The organism is Streptomyces sp. NPDC058955 (assembly GCF_042741435.1).
Taxonomy (GTDB): domain Bacteria; phylum Actinomycetota; class Actinomycetes; order Streptomycetales; family Streptomycetaceae; genus Streptomyces.
The window spans coordinates 110,192-124,419 of record NZ_JBHYKM010000004.1 but is presented as its reverse complement, the minus strand read 5'-3'; the positions used below and the strand labels follow the sequence as shown (position 1 = coordinate 124,419).

General features: G+C 71.5%; 16 protein-coding genes and 1 riboswitch. Of the genes, 9 read left to right on the top strand and 7 right to left on the bottom strand.

Going from position 1 to position 14,228, the window contains the following annotated elements:
• Window positions 1-413 precede the first annotated feature (413 nt).
• Window positions 414-1,781, top strand: a complete 1,368-nt coding sequence (locus ACFW1I_RS03415; protein WP_384665601.1) for a metallophosphoesterase — start codon at window positions 414-416, stop codon at window positions 1,779-1,781.
• Window positions 1,782-1,943: 162 nt separating this feature from the next.
• Window positions 1,944-2,567 (top strand): hypothetical protein, encoded by a 624-nt coding sequence (locus ACFW1I_RS03410; protein WP_384665599.1) that lies wholly within the window; start codon window positions 1,944-1,946, stop codon window positions 2,565-2,567.
• A 61-nt stretch (window positions 2,568-2,628) separates the two neighbouring features.
• Here ACFW1I_RS03410 and ACFW1I_RS03405 read toward each other — a convergent pair whose 3' ends face one another.
• Window positions 2,629-2,799, bottom strand: coding sequence for a hypothetical protein (locus ACFW1I_RS03405; RefSeq protein WP_384665678.1), 171 nt, complete (start codon window positions 2,797-2,799; stop codon window positions 2,629-2,631).
• A gap of 155 nt (window positions 2,800-2,954) precedes the next feature.
• Here ACFW1I_RS03405 and ACFW1I_RS03400 point away from each other — a divergent pair, with 155 nt between their 5' ends.
• On the top strand, window positions 2,955-3,440 hold the full coding sequence (locus ACFW1I_RS03400) for a hypothetical protein (RefSeq protein ID WP_384665598.1): 486 nt from the start codon (window positions 2,955-2,957) through the stop codon (window positions 3,438-3,440).
• A 45-nt stretch (window positions 3,441-3,485) separates the two neighbouring features.
• On the opposite strand, the gene thiC is transcribed toward ACFW1I_RS03400, so the two are convergent.
• The gene (gene thiC, locus ACFW1I_RS03395) at window positions 3,486-5,297 is read right to left on the bottom strand and encodes a phosphomethylpyrimidine synthase ThiC (RefSeq protein WP_384665596.1); all 1,812 of its coding nucleotides are present in this window, start codon (window positions 5,295-5,297) and stop codon (window positions 3,486-3,488) included.
• A riboswitch (TPP riboswitch) is annotated at window positions 5,292-5,426 on the bottom strand. It overlaps the preceding gene by 6 nt.
• 71 nt (window positions 5,427-5,497) lie before the next feature.
• Between thiC and ACFW1I_RS03390 the strand changes: the two genes are divergently transcribed.
• Window positions 5,498-6,901 (top strand): YibE/F family protein, encoded by a 1,404-nt coding sequence (locus ACFW1I_RS03390; RefSeq protein ID WP_384665594.1) that lies wholly within the window; start codon window positions 5,498-5,500, stop codon window positions 6,899-6,901.
• Window positions 6,902-6,989: 88 nt separating this feature from the next.
• Here ACFW1I_RS03390 and ACFW1I_RS03385 read toward each other — a convergent pair whose 3' ends face one another.
• The 4 genes from ACFW1I_RS03385 to ACFW1I_RS03370 all read right to left on the bottom strand — a co-directional run bounded on the left by ACFW1I_RS03385 (window position 6,990) and on the right by ACFW1I_RS03370 (window position 9,327).
• Window positions 6,990-7,430, bottom strand: a complete 441-nt coding sequence (locus ACFW1I_RS03385) for an SsgA family sporulation/cell division regulator (RefSeq protein WP_030493805.1) — start codon at window positions 7,428-7,430, stop codon at window positions 6,990-6,992.
• A 138-nt stretch (window positions 7,431-7,568) separates the two neighbouring features.
• Window positions 7,569-8,333 (bottom strand): IclR family transcriptional regulator, encoded by a 765-nt coding sequence (locus ACFW1I_RS03380; RefSeq protein ID WP_384665592.1) that lies wholly within the window; start codon window positions 8,331-8,333, stop codon window positions 7,569-7,571.
• Window positions 8,334-8,620: 287 nt separating this feature from the next.
• Complete coding sequence (locus ACFW1I_RS03375) at window positions 8,621-8,839, bottom strand: DUF5326 family protein (protein WP_384665590.1); 219 nt, start codon at window positions 8,837-8,839, stop codon at window positions 8,621-8,623.
• 170 nt (window positions 8,840-9,009) lie between these two features.
• Window positions 9,010-9,327: a cupin domain-containing protein gene (locus tag ACFW1I_RS03370; RefSeq protein WP_319011562.1), complete on the bottom strand. Its 318-nt coding sequence runs from the start codon at window positions 9,325-9,327 to the stop codon at window positions 9,010-9,012.
• A 50-nt stretch (window positions 9,328-9,377) separates the two neighbouring features.
• Between ACFW1I_RS03370 and ACFW1I_RS03365 the strand changes: the two genes are divergently transcribed.
• The 5 genes from ACFW1I_RS03365 (at window position 9,378) to ACFW1I_RS03345 (ending at window position 13,055) form a co-directional block, all read left to right on the top strand.
• Window positions 9,378-9,755, top strand: coding sequence for a phage holin family protein (locus ACFW1I_RS03365; RefSeq protein ID WP_384665588.1), 378 nt, complete (start codon window positions 9,378-9,380; stop codon window positions 9,753-9,755).
• 9 nt (window positions 9,756-9,764) lie between these two features.
• Window positions 9,765-10,283, top strand: a complete 519-nt coding sequence (locus ACFW1I_RS03360; RefSeq protein WP_384665586.1) for a low molecular weight protein-tyrosine-phosphatase — start codon at window positions 9,765-9,767, stop codon at window positions 10,281-10,283.
• A gap of 5 nt (window positions 10,284-10,288) precedes the next feature.
• Window positions 10,289-11,449 carry a cystathionine gamma-lyase gene (locus ACFW1I_RS03355; protein ID WP_384665584.1) on the top strand — a complete coding sequence of 387 codons (1,161 nt, stop codon included), beginning with the start codon at window positions 10,289-10,291 and terminating at the stop codon, window positions 11,447-11,449.
• Window positions 11,450-11,643: 194 nt separating this feature from the next.
• A complete protein-coding gene (locus ACFW1I_RS03350) occupies window positions 11,644-12,540 on the top strand; it encodes a LysR family transcriptional regulator (protein WP_384665582.1) in 897 nt (298 codons plus the stop codon).
• A 35-nt stretch (window positions 12,541-12,575) separates the two neighbouring features.
• On the top strand, window positions 12,576-13,055 hold the full coding sequence (locus ACFW1I_RS03345; protein WP_384665581.1) for an NUDIX domain-containing protein: 480 nt from the start codon (window positions 12,576-12,578) through the stop codon (window positions 13,053-13,055).
• Here the strand turns inward: ACFW1I_RS03345 and ACFW1I_RS03340 are convergent.
• Window positions 12,987-14,219 carry a globin domain-containing protein gene (locus ACFW1I_RS03340; protein ID WP_384665580.1) on the bottom strand — a complete coding sequence of 411 codons (1,233 nt, stop codon included), beginning with the start codon at window positions 14,217-14,219 and terminating at the stop codon, window positions 12,987-12,989. The two genes, ACFW1I_RS03345 and ACFW1I_RS03340, sit on opposite strands and share 69 nt — an antisense overlap.
• Window positions 14,220-14,228 lie beyond the last annotated feature (9 nt).

The window sequence follows — 14,228 nt, the reverse complement described above, 5'->3', positions numbered from 1 at the left end:
CTAACAAACCCCCCCCCCCCCCCCGCCCCCCCCCCCCCGGGGCCCCCCCCCCCCCCCCCCGCGCCCCCCCGCCCCCCCCCCCCCCCCCCCCCGCCCCCCGCCCCCCCCCCGCGCGCGGCCGGACGCACACAGCCGCACGCACACGGCTCACGCACACAAGAACGACGCGCCGTCCCGCCCCCTGCCCGTGGGCGGAGACGCCGAAACCGGCCACGCCGCCGCACCCGACCCTGGACTGGACCTTCTCAATTCGGGCGAAACAACCGGTGAACCCGGAGCGAACCCGGATTCACCACCCCTGGTGCGTCACACAGGCGGACCCTCATTCCTATGATGGGCGCACGACATCGCGGACCACCCCGACCAGGCCGGTCCGCGATGTGCAGGGCATCGCGACGGTGGTGGAGGGGTCGATGACTCAGGGGGCCGGGCAGGATCCCGTGGAGCGCACGGCGACATTGCGTGACTTCCGCGTACCCCCGTACGCCCGCGTGCCCGTGCAGGGCCACCCGGCCGAGCCGCCCGCCGCGCCCGCTCCGCCCGCCGATCCCACGCTCCAGCTGGGCACCCGCCCGGCCGCGTTCCCGGACCCGGTCGGCTTCCCCACCCCGGTCACCCGCCAGGAACCGGCCCTCCGCCAGGAGCCGGTCGTCCGCCAGGAAGCATCCGCGCGCCCGGAGCCCCTCGCCCGCCCCGAGCCGGCGGCCCCGTACGCCGAGCCGCCCGCGCGCCCGGAGCCCGCCGCGTACGCCGAGCCCGCCCCGCTTCCCGAGGCGCCCGCCGCGTACCCGGAGCCCGGCGTCACCGTGACCGCGGTCCACTCCGGCGGCGGCTACCCCGACGACTTCCCGGACGGCTACACCCCCACCGAGCGCGACCTCCCGGTCATCCAGCGCGGCGACACCCTCCAGGTCCCCGTCGCCCCGGCCGCCGCGCCGGCCCCCGCCCCCTCCGGGGACGGCCCCGGCCCGCTCTACGTCGTCGGCGACGTCCACGGCTACCTCGACGAACTCGTCGCCGCCCTGCGCGCCCAGGGCCTCGTCGACGAGAACGGCGGCTGGGCCGCGGGCAACGCCCGGCTGTGGTTCCTCGGCGACTTCACCGACCGCGGCCCCGACGGCATCGGCGTCATCGACCTCGTCATGCGGCTCTCCGCCGAGGCCGCCGCCGCCGGCGGCTACTGCAAGGCCCTCATGGGCAACCACGAGCTGCTCCTCATCGGCGCCAAGCGCTTCGGCGACACCCCGGTCAACTCGGGCGCCGGCACCGCCACCTTCCAGGCCGCCTGGCTGCTCAACGGCGGGCAGAAGCACGACATGGACCGCCTCCAGGACGTGCACCTCCAGTGGATGTCCCGGCTCGACGCCGTCGTCCACGAGGACGGCCACCTGCTGCTGCACTCGGACACCACCGCGTACCTCGACTACGGCCAGACCATCGAGGACGTCAACGAGACCGTCCACGAGATCCTCCGGCGCAACGACGCCGACGAGGTCTGGGACCTCTTCCGCAAGTTCACCAAGCGCTTCGCCTTCCGCGACGAGTCGGGTCCGCAGGCCGTCCAGGAGCTGCTCGGCACCTACGGCGGCTCGCGGATCGTGCACGGCCACAGCCCGATCCCGTACCTCCTCGGCCAGGTGGGCACGGAGGACGGCGAGGAGGAGTCCCGCCCGGCCGTCGACGGTCCGCACGTCTACGCCGACGGGCTGGCCATCGCCATGGACGGGGGCGTCACGATGGCCGGAAAGCTGCTGGTGGTCCAGCTCCCGCTCGGGGACTGACTCTCACCCAGCGCATCCGGGGCAGGCGATTTCCGGAAACCCCCTGTCAGCGCGCCCGGTCACGGCCCTACCATCGGTCTCCCCAGACAGGCAGGCTCTCCTCCGCTTCCGCCCGGACCGCCCGTTCTCCACGGCCGGTCCCGGCCCACCGAGCATCGGGGGATGCACATGAACGTGGCTCCGCACCTGCTGACCGAGGACCGCGCCGAGTACGAGCGCGTCCTCGACGACGCACTGCGCACCGCACCGGAACGGCCGGAACTCGCCGGAGCGGGCGCCCGGCTGACGGCCGCCCAGCTCCGGGTGATGGCGCTGAACGCGACAGCGCTGATCACCGCGGCGGCGGCGAGCGAGTACGAGCACTTCGTCAAGGTCCGCGAGCAGCACCGCGCCGCGTCCAACCGCCCCCGGACCCCCGCGCCCGACGAGTCGCCGGGCGCCGTCGCGGTCCTCACCGTCCTCGTCCCGGTCCTCGCCGGCACGGCCGCCGGAATCTTCCTCCTGGTCGGCGCCGCGGTCCGGCTGCTCGCCCCGACGGCCGCCCTCGGCACCACGCTGCTCACCGCGGGCCTGGTCTTCGGCGCCCTCGCCGCCGCCGGCCTGCTCTGCGCGGGCGCCGGCCTGCTCCGTACCGCCCTCCGCAACAGCCCCGCCGAGGCCCACGCCCCCGACGACGAACTCACCCGGGCCCGCGCCGCCTGGCGCCACGCCCTCCTGGAGCGCGGCGTCATCCCCTTCCTCCACGCCGCACTCACCGCCACCGACCCGTCTCCCCCGGCCCCGTGACACGCCCCGGCCCGCGATCCCCCCGTGGACCGCGGGCCGGGGCAGTGGGCGGGCCCGGCGGTTACTCCGCCATCGGGAGGTAGACCCGGTTGCCGGAGGCGGCGAACTCGGCGGACTTCTCGGCCATTCCGGCCTCGATCTCGTCCGCCTTCAGGTCGCCGCCGTGCTCCCGGCGGATGTCCTGCGAGATCTTCATCGAGGACAGCAGTACCCCGGAGATGGCGAAGTGCATTGCCTCGTGCTGCCGGGCTGGTATCGCACTGGCCTCCCATCCTGACCCTGCACGATCTTGACTCGGCCTTTGTCCGGTGTGGAGGATCGGTCTTGGGGGGGTGGTCGGCGATGCGGATGAGGGTGATCAGACGGCCCGTGTATGTATGGCTGCCCGTGGCCAGCGCGATCGCCAGCTACGCCGCCGCCGCTCTGGTGATGGGGCCACTGCACGAAGAACCGCCGGCGGCATTTCTGCTCGGTGGTATGGCGATCTTCTTCTGGGCGCTTGGGTGGGACTCCGCGATCCGCAGTACCGCCGACCGCGTGTCCGTCACCAACTTCCTCGTGACCTCGACCGTTGCTTGGAACGATGTCGCGCGGGTGACGGCCGACGATGGCCTGATCATCGCTCTGCGCGACGGGCGCACCATCGGCTCGGTGGCTTTCGGCAGTTCGCTCTTGGGCACGTTTACCGGATACCGGACTCACCGAAGAGCCCTTCGGCTGCTTGGGGAGGCGCACCGCTCGGCGTCCCAGGCTCACCGCGGCAAGAGCAACATCCCGGCCCAGATCGACGTGACGTTCGAGTGGAGACGACTCCTCTGTGCCCTCGTGGCTGTCTACGGCCCGCTCCTCCTCATCTGGGCACTGTCACGGTGAGCGCACGGCGCTGCCCCCGCGTTGAGGGCAGCGCCTGAACACGCATCAATCCGCAAGCGGCAGGTACACCCGGTTCCCACTCGCCGCGAACTCCTTCGACTTCTGGAGCATGCCCTCGGCGATCTCCTCCTGTGACGCACCCTCAGCCGCCGCACCACCGAACCGCTCTGTGATGCTTTGGCTAATCTTCATCGAGCAGAACTTCGGGCCGCACATCGAGCAGAAGTGGGCCGTCTTCGCGGGCTCCGCCGGCAGCGTCTCGTCGTGGAACTCACGGGCGGTGTCCGGGTCGAGGGCCAGGTTGAACTGGTCCTCCCAGCGGAACTCGAAGCGCGCGTCGGAGAGGGCGTCGTCCCACTCCTGGGCGCCCGGGTGGCCCTTGGCCAGGTCCGCCGCGTGGGCCGCGATCTTGTACGTGATGACGCCGGTCTTCACGTCGTCGCGGTTCGGCAGGCCCAGGTGCTCCTTGGGCGTGACGTAGCAGAGCATCGCCGTGCCCCACCAGGCGATCATCGCGGCGCCGATGCCGGAGGTGATGTGGTCATAGGCGGGCGCGACGTCCGTGGTCAGCGGGCCGAGCGTGTAGAACGGCGCCTCCTCGCAGATCTCCTGCTGGAGGTCGATGTTCTCCTTGATCTTGTGCATCGGGACGTGGCCCGGGCCCTCGATCATCGTCTGCACGTTGTGCCGCTTGGCGATCGTGTTGAGCTCGCCGAGCGTGCGCAGCTCCGCGAACTGGGCGTCGTCGTTGGCGTCCGCGATCGAGCCGGGGCGCAGCCCGTCGCCGAGCGAGTAGGTGACGTCGTACGCCGCCAGGATCTCGCAGAGCTCCTCGAAGTTCGTGTAGAGGAAGTTCTCCTTGTGGTGCGCGAGGCACCAGGCGGCCATGATCGAGCCGCCGCGCGAGACGATGCCGGTCTTGCGGCGCGCGGTGAGCGGCACGTACGGCAGCAGCACGCCGGCGTGCACGGTCATGTAGTCCACGCCCTGCTCGGCCTGCTCGATGACCGTGTCCTTGTAGATCTCCCAGGTCAGCTCCTCGGCCTTGCCGTCGACCTTCTCCAGGGCCTGGTAGAGCGGCACGGTGCCGATGGGCACGGGGGAGTTGCGCAGCACCCACTCGCGGGTGGTGTGGATGTTGCGGCCGGTGGACAGGTCCATGACCGTGTCGGCGCCCCAGCGGGTCGCCCAGGTCATCTTCTCCACCTCCTCCTCGATGGAGGAGGTGACGGCGGAGTTGCCGATGTTGGCGTTGACCTTCACCAGGAACCGCTTGCCGATGATCATCGGCTCGATCTCCGGGTGGTTGACGTTGGCCGGCAGCACCGCGCGGCCCGCCGCGATCTCCTCGCGGACGACCTCGGGGGAGACGTTCTCCCGGATCGCCACGTACTCCATCTCCGGGGTGATCTCGCCCCGGCGGGCGTACGCGAGCTGGGTCACGGCCTGCCCGTCGCGGCCCCGGCGGGGCAGCCGCGGGCGGCCGGGGAAGACCGCGTCGAGGTTCTTGAGCCCGCCGCCGCGCGGCGAGGTGTGCTTGATGCCGTCGTCCTCCGGGCGGACCGGGCGGCCCGCGTACTCCTCCGTGTCGCCGCGCGCGATGATCCAGTTCTCGCGCAGCGGGAGGAGGCCCCGGCGGACGTCGGTGTCGACGGCGGGGTCGGTGTACGGGCCGGACGTGTCGTACAGCGTCACGTCCTTGCCGTTGGTGAGGTGCACCTGACGGACCGGCACCCGGACGTCGGGGCGCGAGCCCTCGACGTACCCCTTGTGCCAGCCCGGCGTGCGCTCGCCCTGGCCGTCGTTCCGGCCGTCGTTCTGGTCGGAGGCAGGCGTGCGTGCATCCTGAATGGTCATGAGACCGAATCTCCCTACGCCGGCATTACCCGGTAACAGGTTCGGCGGTCGGCGCAGCCTCCTTCCGTACGTGCGTACGGTGATCAGCGCCCTCTCAGCCCGGTGCTCCGAGCTCCCGCGTGTGCAAAGGTGTCACGAGGCTAGCGCCATCCCGGGCGTGCTGAACAGTGGGCCCCCACCGTTCTTGCGATGATCGGTCGGTGACTTCCCCGCAGCAGTCCCCCGATCCGCACGGCCACGAGCACGGCCCCGACCAGGGCCACGAGCACGGGCACGGCTTCGGCCGGTACGGTCCGGACCACGGTCCCGGCCCCGGTTCCGGTCACGGTCACAGCCACAGCCACGGGCCCGCCGCGCCCGTCTCGCGCCATCTGCGCAGAGTCATCGCGGCCGTCCTGATCCCCTTCGCCACCGCCGTGGTCGTCGGTCTCGCGGTGCTCTGGCCCGGTGGCACGCCGGCGCACGAGCGGACCGGGGTCGGCTTCGACCGGCAGACCGAGCAGGGCAAGGTCGTGGCGGTCGAGCAGGTGGACTGCAAGGACGTGAACGCGGCGCAGGTGCCGCCGACCGGCGACACCACGACCCCGCAGGGCCGCGAGGCGGTCAACGCCCAGCAGGGCCAGTGCGCGAAGGCGACGATCGAGGTCACCAGCGGTCCGGACAAGGGCCGGCAGTTCACCGAGATCGTGCAGCCGGACGCCCCGCGCCAGCTGGAGGAGGGCCAGGGCGTGGTCGTCGCCTACGCCCCCGACGCCCCGAAGGACCTGCAGTACTCGGTGACGGACGTGAACCGGAAGGTGCCGATGGCGGTCCTCGCCGCCATCTTCGCGCTCGCGGTCGTGCTCGTCGGCCGGATGCGCGGCGTGATGGCGCTGATCGCGCTCGCGGTGAGCTTCCTGGTGCTCACGCTCTTCATCCTGCCCGCGATCCTGGAGGGTTCGAACCCGCTGATCGTAGCGGTGGTCGGATCGAGCGCGATCATGCTGCTCGCGCTCTACATGTGCCACGGCCTGTCGGCCCGCACCTCGGTCGCGGTGCTGGGCACGCTGATCTCGCTGCTGCTGATCGGACTGCTCGGGTCCTTCTTCATCGGCTGGGCCTCGCTCAGCGGCAACACCGACGACTACACCGGGCTCATCCACGGTCTCTACCCGGAGATCGACATGTCCGGCCTGCTGCTCGCCGGTGTGATCATCGGTTCGCTCGGTGTCCTGGACGACGTGACCGTCACCCAGACCTCGGCGGTCTGGGAGCTGCACCAGGCCGACCCCGGCATGGGTCCGCGCGCGCTCTACCGGGCCGGGATCCGAATCGGCCGCGACCACATCGCCTCGGTGGTCAACACGCTGGTCCTGGCCTATGCCGGCGCCTCGCTCCCGCTGCTGCTGCTCTTCACCATCGCGGACAGCAGCATGGGGACGGTGGCCAACAGCGAGCTGGTGGCGGAGGAGATCGTCCGGACGCTGGTCGGGTCGATCGGTCTGGTCGCCTCGGTGCCGGTCACGACGGCGCTCGCGGCGCTGGTCGTGTCGGCCGACCGCCCGTCGGAGGAGACCGCCGGCCGGACGTCGGGCCGCGGCGGACGGCGGCGCCGCGCCAAGTGACGGGCGCGCGGCGGCCGTACGGAGCGGGGCGGTTCGGCGGCCGTACGGGGGAGGCGCGGGCGACGGCCGTACGGAGGGGGCGCCGGGGTCAGGCGGGGCCGGCGCTCTCCTCGGCGAGGATCCGGCCGAGAGCGGCCTCCAGGCTGTCCTCGAAGTCACCCAGTGTCTGTTCCTGACCGAGCGGGACCAGCTTGTCCGTGCGGTCGAGGAAGGCGACGAGCGGCGGGGCGCTGGCGCGGAAGAGGGCGCGGTCACCGCCCACCTGGAGCCGGATGGAGACGTCCGACAGGCCCTCGGGGTCGGTCGGGGCGATGTGGACGTCGCCGTCACCGCTCGGCCGGTTGATCCCGTCGAGCAGCAGCTCCCTGCCGAACGCCCAGGTCACGGGGGCGTCTCCGGGAAGGTGGAAGGTCATCCGCACCGCGTAGGGATCCCGGGTCTCGTATCGCAGTTCGACAGGGATCTTGAAGGAGAGCTCCTCCGAGACGAGGAAGCTCATCAGGACCTCGGCCTGAACCGACTCTCGCATCATGTACCCCGCAGTAGATGGAGCAGTTGTGTAAACACAGCTGCTGAAAGCTGTGACCGAAACGGCCAGGAATGATCCCCCGTGGCCCTCTTGACGCAATCGTGCTGTACGCGCTAGCGGATCACAAGGAGTGATTTTTCAGATACTGATAGAGAAGGCGAGCGAACTGAAGAGGCTTCCGATCTCCGTACGTAGCCGTTCGACTGCTGGGAGCAACCGTTCTTCCTGGTGAAGAGGGAGGGAAATGGCCAGAGTGGCCGCTGTGGAGCCCGCCGTGATGGGGATGGCCGCGCAAACCGTGCCGAGCGCATATTCCTGACGCTCCACCAGGGGCTCCATTCGCCCCAAACCACCCAAACGATCCAAAAGCACTCGCCGGTTACGCACCGTGTACGGAGTGATGGCTTCCACCGGATGCCGGTCGAGGTGGTCTTGACGAGATTTCAGATCGAGTTGACTGAGCAGACACTGCCCGATCGCATGGGCGTGACCGGTCTCCCGGAAGTCGGCCCATTCCTCGACCGCGGGGGAGTTGGGGGTGTCCGCGACGGAGACGAGCTCGATCTCGCCGTCGCGGTAGAGCGCGAAGTAGACCGGCACACCGATCTCGTCCCGCCAGTGGGCGAGGGAGTCCTCGATCTTGGTGCGACGATTCTGCACAGCCCCGCCGCCGGCCAACCGGGCGGCTGCCTCACCCAGATAGAAGGCACCCTTGTCGCGGAGCAGATAGCCCTCGTGCGTCAGGGTGCGGAGCAGGTGGTACGTCGTGGGCAGCGGAAGGCCCGTCTCCCGGGCGAGCTGCTTGGCGGGGGCGCCGTCCGCGTGGGAGGCCACGGCCTCCAGAAGTCTCAGCGCCCGCTGCACCGAGCCGATCAGGGTCGGCGCAGCTGTCTGCGTAGCCATGGCCAAAGGTCACCCCCAGGCGTGACAACGGATGCACTGCACCCGCTCGCGGGGGCCGCCCCCGCGCTCCCGCCGGGCCTGGGACACCGATGGGGTCCGACGGACCGGACCCCTCAGGGACGAGCGGGAAACCGCTGGTCTGCCGGAGATCTACGCCCGTAGTCCCCGACTCGGCGGAGATTTGCCACTCTAGTGGCTCGCCCTCGCCCCCCACCCTGTTTCCACCAGCGCGTTCCCCCTGCCGGGCTAACGCCCGGCAGACGTCGAATACCGATGAGTAGCTTGTGCTACCAGTCGCGGTCCGTCTTCTTCGGGCCGCCGAACTTCCGTACGGCGTAGATGAGTCCGGCGACGAGCGCGACGAACAGCAGCACCTTGAACAGCAGACTGATCACGAAGGTGAGGAAGCTGGTGATGAATCCGCCGAAGACAAGCAGGACCAAGGCGGGTATCGCGACCCACTTCACCCACCACGGCAGTCCCGCGAGAATCTCCTGTACGGCCATGGCTCTCTCCCTCGCTCTCGAAGCCCCGTCCGGAAGCCTGCGTCCCGGACACCTCAAGGCTAGGCGGCGGACCGGCACCCCAGGGGCCCCTGGGGCCCGGGCTCTCCCCTGATCCGACCCCTAGGGGAATCAGGCCCTCACCCCGGAGTCTCCCGGTCCGGCGGCGCCGCTCACGCCTCCGGCGGCGAGAAGACCACCAGGACCCGCAGGTCCTCGCTGATGTGGTGGAAGCGGTGCGGCACCCCGGCCGGCACGTAGACCACACTGCCGCGCGCCACCTGCGTCGTCTCGTCCCCGACGGTGATCGCCGCGCGGCCGGAGACCACGAAGTACACCTCGTCCTGGCCGTGCGGCGACTGCGGGTCCAGCTCCCCCGCGTCGAGCGCGTACAGCCCCACCGACATGTTCCGCTCGCGCAGGAACTGGAGGTACGCCCCCTGGTTGGCGACGCGCTCCGCCTCCAGATCGTCCAGCCGGAATGCCTTCACTGCCGTTCGCCCCTGCCCTAGGCCCGATCGTCTCTGCCACGATCAGACACATGAAGAATTTCGTAGTCAAGACGCTCGCCAACGCGGGCGCCCTATGGGCGGCGATCTGGATCCTGCCCGACATCACCCTGACCGGTGACAGCACGGGCAACAAGATCATCACCCTGCTGCTCGTCGCCCTCGTCTTCGGCCTCGTCAACTTCCTGGTCAAGCCGATCGTGAAGCTGCTGACGCTGCCCCTGTTCATTCTGACCCTCGGCCTGATCACCCTGGTGGTCAACGCCCTGATGCTGCTCCTCACCTCGTGGCTGGCCGACCAGTTCGACCTCAGCTTCCACGTCGAGGGCTTCTGGACCGCCGTCGTCGGCGGCCTGATCATCTCCGTCGTCTCGTGGGCGCTCAACGTGGTGCTCCCGGACGGGGACTGAGCGACCGCCATGACCTACCGCGTCTGCTTCGTCTGCACCGGCAACATCTGCCGCTCCCCGATGGCCGAGCACGTCTTCCGCGCGCGCGTGGAGGAGGCCGGCCTCGGCGGTGCGGTCGAGGTGGACAGTGCGGGCACCGGCGGCTGGCACGAGGGCGAGGGGGCGGATCCGCGCACCGTCGCCGTCCTGGCGGAGCACGGCTACGCCTCCGCCCACACCGCCCGGCGGTTCCGCGCCTCCTGGTTCGCCGCCCTCGATCTGGTGATCGCGCTCGACGAGGGCCACCTCCGGGAGCTTCGCCGCCTCGCCCGTACCCCCGACGAGGCGGCGAAGATCCGGCTGCTCCGCTCGTACGACCCCGCCGCCGGGACCGCGCTCGACGTCCCCGACCCGTACTACGGCGGGCCCGAGGGCTTCGATGAATGCCTGCGGATGACCGAGGCCGCGAGCGAGGGACTGCTCGCCGCGGTCCGGGCCGGACTCCGGTCCGGCCCCTCGGGGGACGAGATCGAGGAAAGGACCCTGTGAACCCCGTGAGCCCCCAGGAACAGCACCACCCCGGCGAGGGCCCCGGCGACGGCACCCTCGCCGTGCGGGCCGGACTGCCCGAGCCCGTCAAGTACGAACCGACCCTGCCGGGCCCGGTGTTCGCCGCCCACTTCCACCTCCCCGGCGAGCCCACCGGCCCCTACACCTACGGCCGCGACGAGAACCCGACCTGGACCCATCTGGAGCGGGCCATCGGCACCCTGGAAGCGCCCGGGGAGGCCGCGGTCGAGACCGTGGTCTTCGCCTCCGGCATGGCCGCCATCTCCGCCGTCCTCCTCTCCCAGCTCTCCGCCGGCGACGCCGTCGTCCTGCCGACCGACGGCTACCAGGCCCTGCCGCTCCTCCACGAGCAGCTGCGCGCGTACGGCATCGAGGTGCGCACCGCGCCGACCGGCGGCGACGCCCAGCTCGACGTCCTCGACGGCGCCAAGCTGCTGTGGATCGAGACCCCGTCCAACCCGGGGCTCGACGTCTGCGACATCCGCCGGCTGGTCGCCGCGGCACACGCCGGCGGGGCGCTCGTCGCCGTCGACAACACCCTCGCCACCCCGCTCGGCCAGCGCCCGCTGGAGCTCGGCGCGGACTTCTCGGTCGCCAGCGACACCAAGGGCATGACCGGCCACGGCGACATCCTGCTCGGCCACGTCAGCTGCCGCGACCCGCGCCGGGCCGCGGAGGTACGGCGCTGGCGCAAGATCGTCGGCGCCATCCCCGGGCCCATGGAGGCATGGCTCGCCCACCGCTCGCTGGCCACGCTCCAGCTGCGGATCGACCGCCAGTGCGCCACCGCCCTGGAACTCGCCCGGGTCCTGGCCGGCCACCCCGACGTCACCGGACTGCGCCACCCCGGCCTCCCGGACGACCCCTCGCACGAGGTCGCCGCCCGCCAGATGCGCCGCTTCGGCTCGGTGATCTCCTTCGAGCTCGCCGACCGCGCACGGGCCGAACGCTTCCTGGAGGAGCTGCGCCTCGTGGACGACGCCACCAGCTTCGGCGGGGTGCGCTCCTCGGCGGAGCGGCGCGGACGCTGGGGCGGGGACGCCGTCGCGGAGGGCTTCATCCGCTTCTCGGTCGGCGCCGAGGACCCGGAGGACCTGATCGCCGACGTGCTGCGGGCGCTCGACGCGGCGCGCAAGGCCGGCTGACCGGGCTCGGACCGGGGCGCTCCGAGCCTCCCCCCTCGTGGCTCGGAACGCCCCCGGTCCTCACGCGGAACCCGCCCGGACAAGGCTAGTTGACTGTGCGTCAGTGTCCAATCACGGTAGCGACAGCGACCTATCGACATATTTATAGTGGGACGATCCTGCGATGACGCACGGCCGGCCGGGGAGGGGCGTACATGGATCTGGCCCTGCTGCGCACGTTCGTCGCGGTGCACCGGGCCGGTTCCTTCACCCGCGCCGCCGCGCTCCTCGGCCTCTCCCAGCCCGCCGTCACCAGCCAGATCCGCACCCTGGAGCGGCAGCTCGGCCGGCCGCTCTTCCTGAGACAGGCCCGCGGGGTCACCCCGACCAGCATCGGCGACGAACTCGCCCACCGCGCCGCCCCGCACCTCGACGCCCTGGTCGAGATCGCGGAGACCGGACTGGACGTCGAACGCGGCGTCCGCACCCTCCACGTCGCCGGGCCCCCGGAGTTCACCTCCCTGCGCGCCCTGCCCGCGCTCGCTCCGCTCGTCGCCCAGGGACTCGCCCTGCGCGCCTCCTTCGTCGGCAACACGGAGGAGCTGCTCGACGGACTCGCCGCCGGCCACCACGACCTGGCCCTCGCCACCGCCCGGCCGCGCGGCGGACTGCTCACCGCCACCCCGCTCTGCGACGAGGAACTCGTCCTGGTCGCGGCCCCGCGCTGGGCCGCCCGGCTCTCCCCCGACGTGCTGCTCGCCACCGGCGCGGTGGTCCTGGACCAGCTCCCGGTGGTCGAGGTGCACGAGTCGCTGCCCTTCGCCGCCCGCTACTGGGCCGCCGTCTTCGAGACCGCGCCGGCCGCGGCGGCCACCGTCATCGCCCCCGACCTGCGGGCCGTCCGGGAGACCGCAGCGGCCGGGGCGGGACTGGCCGTGCTGCCCCGCTACCTCTGCGAGGAGGCGCTGGAGCGGGGACGGCTCGTGGCGCTGCTCGATCCGCCGGTGCCGCCGCTGCGGACCTACTTCCTGGTGGCCCGGACGGGCACCCTCGCACTGACCCACATCGCCCGGGCCCACGAGGAACTGGTGCGGGCCGCGGGGGAGTGGTGAGTTTCAGCCGGGCGGGAACGGGCCATTTTCTTCCCATGACCGAACGCCCCGTGGTCAAGCGCACCGCACGCGCCATCCTGCTCGACGGAGACGACCTCATCCTCATCAAGCGCACCAAGCCGGGAATGGATCCGTACTGGGTCACGCCCGGTGGCGGCGTCGAGCCCTCCGACTCCACCGTCGTCGAGGCCCTCCACCGCGAGGTGCACGAGGAACTCGGCGCCAAGATCGTCGACGTGGTCCCCTGTTTCGTCGACACCGTCGAGCACATCGTCGACGGCGGGGTCTCCGGCGTGAAGGTCCAGCACTTCTTCGTCTGCCGGCTGGAGTCGATGGACCTCACGCAGCGCCACGGCCCCGAGGTCGACGAACCCGTCGGCGAGTACGAGATCGTCCGGGTGCCCTTCAACCGCGTCGGGATCGCCGCCGTCCACCTGGTGCCGCTCTCACTGCGCCACTACCTCGACGGGAACATCGAGGGGGTGCGCGCCATGCACGCCCCCGACCTCGGCTGACCCGGCCCCCACCACGGCGAGCTCCGCCAGGAAGTCGTGGCGGATCCGCTCCGTGGGGACCCCCGAACCGCGCAGCACGTCGATGCCCTGCCGGACCATGCCGAGCGGGCCGGAGAGGTACGCGTCCCGCTCGGTCCACGGCCCCGCCTCGCGGACCGCCTCCGGCAGCGGGCACTGCGCCTCGGTGACCGGGTGGACGGCGAGCCAGGGGAAGGTCTTCTGGAGCCGCAGCAGGGTGTCCATGTCGTAGAGGTCGTGGCCCCTGCGGGCCCCGTAGAAGACGTCCACCTTCCGCCGGTCGCCGTGCTCGGCCACGTCCTCCACCAGCGCCTTGATCGGCGCGATGCCGGTCCCGCCGCCCAGACAGAGCAGACCCGTGTCGGTGGCGTGGTCGACCGTCATCGAACCGGCCGGCGGCCCCAGCCGGAGCACGTCGCCCGGCCGGGCCCGGTGGACCAGCGCCTGGGAGACCCAGCCGGCCGGGACGGACTTGACGTGCAGGGTGAGCAGCCCGTCCGGGCGCGGCGCCGACGCGAAGGAGTAGTGCCGCCAGACGCGCGGCCACCAGGGCGTCTCCAGCGTCGTGTACTGCCCGGCGAGGAACGGGTACGGCGCGTCCGGCCGCAGCGTGAGCACGGCGATGTCGGGGGTCCGCAGATCGTGCGAGACCACCTCGGCCTGCCACCAGGCGGGTGCCTTCACCTCGTCCTCGGAGGCCGCGTCGATCATGATCTGCGAGATCGCCGTGTACGCCCGGACCCAGGCCGCCTCGGTCTCCGCGTCCCAGCTCCGCTCCGCGTACCGGACGAGCGCGCCGATCAGCGCCTCCCCGACCGCCGGATAGTGGGCCGCCTCGACACCGTACTTGCGGTGCCCGCGCCCGAGATGGCCCAGGTACTCGCCGAGGAAGGCGCTGTCGTCCATCCGCTCGGCGACCGTGAGCAGGGCCTTGAGCAGCCGGTCCCGCTGGGTGTCCATCGCGGCCGGGAAGAGGTCCCGCAGGGCCGGGTTCCGGACGAAGAGCAGCGCGTAGAAGTACGAGGTCACCTTGTCGGCGACCGGAGCGATCTCCTCAAGGGTGCGGCGGACGAGCACCGCATCGGGGGAGGGCCCCGCTATTCGGGCCCCCGTCCCGTCGGTCGTGCTGGTCGGACCATCCATCATGTGCCTCGC

Excerpts from the sequence above, each read along its gene's own strand:
- ACFW1I_RS03345 (WP_384665581.1), top strand. The coding sequence starts at position 12,576 with ATGACCGAACGCCCCGTGGTCAAGCGCACCGCACGCGCCATCCTGCTC.
- thiC (WP_384665596.1), bottom strand. The coding sequence starts at position 5,297 with ATGACCATTCAGGATGCACGCACGCCTGCCTCCGACCAGAACGACGGC.
- ACFW1I_RS03340 (WP_384665580.1), bottom strand. The coding sequence starts at position 14,219 with ATGATGGATGGTCCGACCAGCACGACCGACGGGACGGGGGCCCGAATA.
- ACFW1I_RS03415 (WP_384665601.1), top strand. The coding sequence starts at position 414 with ATGACTCAGGGGGCCGGGCAGGATCCCGTGGAGCGCACGGCGACATTG.
- ACFW1I_RS03365 (WP_384665588.1), top strand. The coding sequence starts at position 9,378 with ATGAAGAATTTCGTAGTCAAGACGCTCGCCAACGCGGGCGCCCTATGG.
- ACFW1I_RS03375 (WP_384665590.1), bottom strand. The coding sequence starts at position 8,839 with ATGGCCGTACAGGAGATTCTCGCGGGACTGCCGTGGTGGGTGAAGTGG.
- ACFW1I_RS03410 (WP_384665599.1), top strand. The coding sequence starts at position 1,944 with ATGCACATGAACGTGGCTCCGCACCTGCTGACCGAGGACCGCGCCGAG.
- ACFW1I_RS03350 (WP_384665582.1), top strand. The coding sequence starts at position 11,644 with ATGGATCTGGCCCTGCTGCGCACGTTCGTCGCGGTGCACCGGGCCGGT.
- ACFW1I_RS03405 (WP_384665678.1), bottom strand. The coding sequence starts at position 2,799 with ATGCACTTCGCCATCTCCGGGGTACTGCTGTCCTCGATGAAGATCTCG.
- ACFW1I_RS03380 (WP_384665592.1), bottom strand. The coding sequence starts at position 8,333 with ATGGCTACGCAGACAGCTGCGCCGACCCTGATCGGCTCGGTGCAGCGG.
- ACFW1I_RS03385 (WP_030493805.1), bottom strand. The coding sequence starts at position 7,430 with ATGCGAGAGTCGGTTCAGGCCGAGGTCCTGATGAGCTTCCTCGTCTCG.
- ACFW1I_RS03360 (WP_384665586.1), top strand. The coding sequence starts at position 9,765 with ATGACCTACCGCGTCTGCTTCGTCTGCACCGGCAACATCTGCCGCTCC.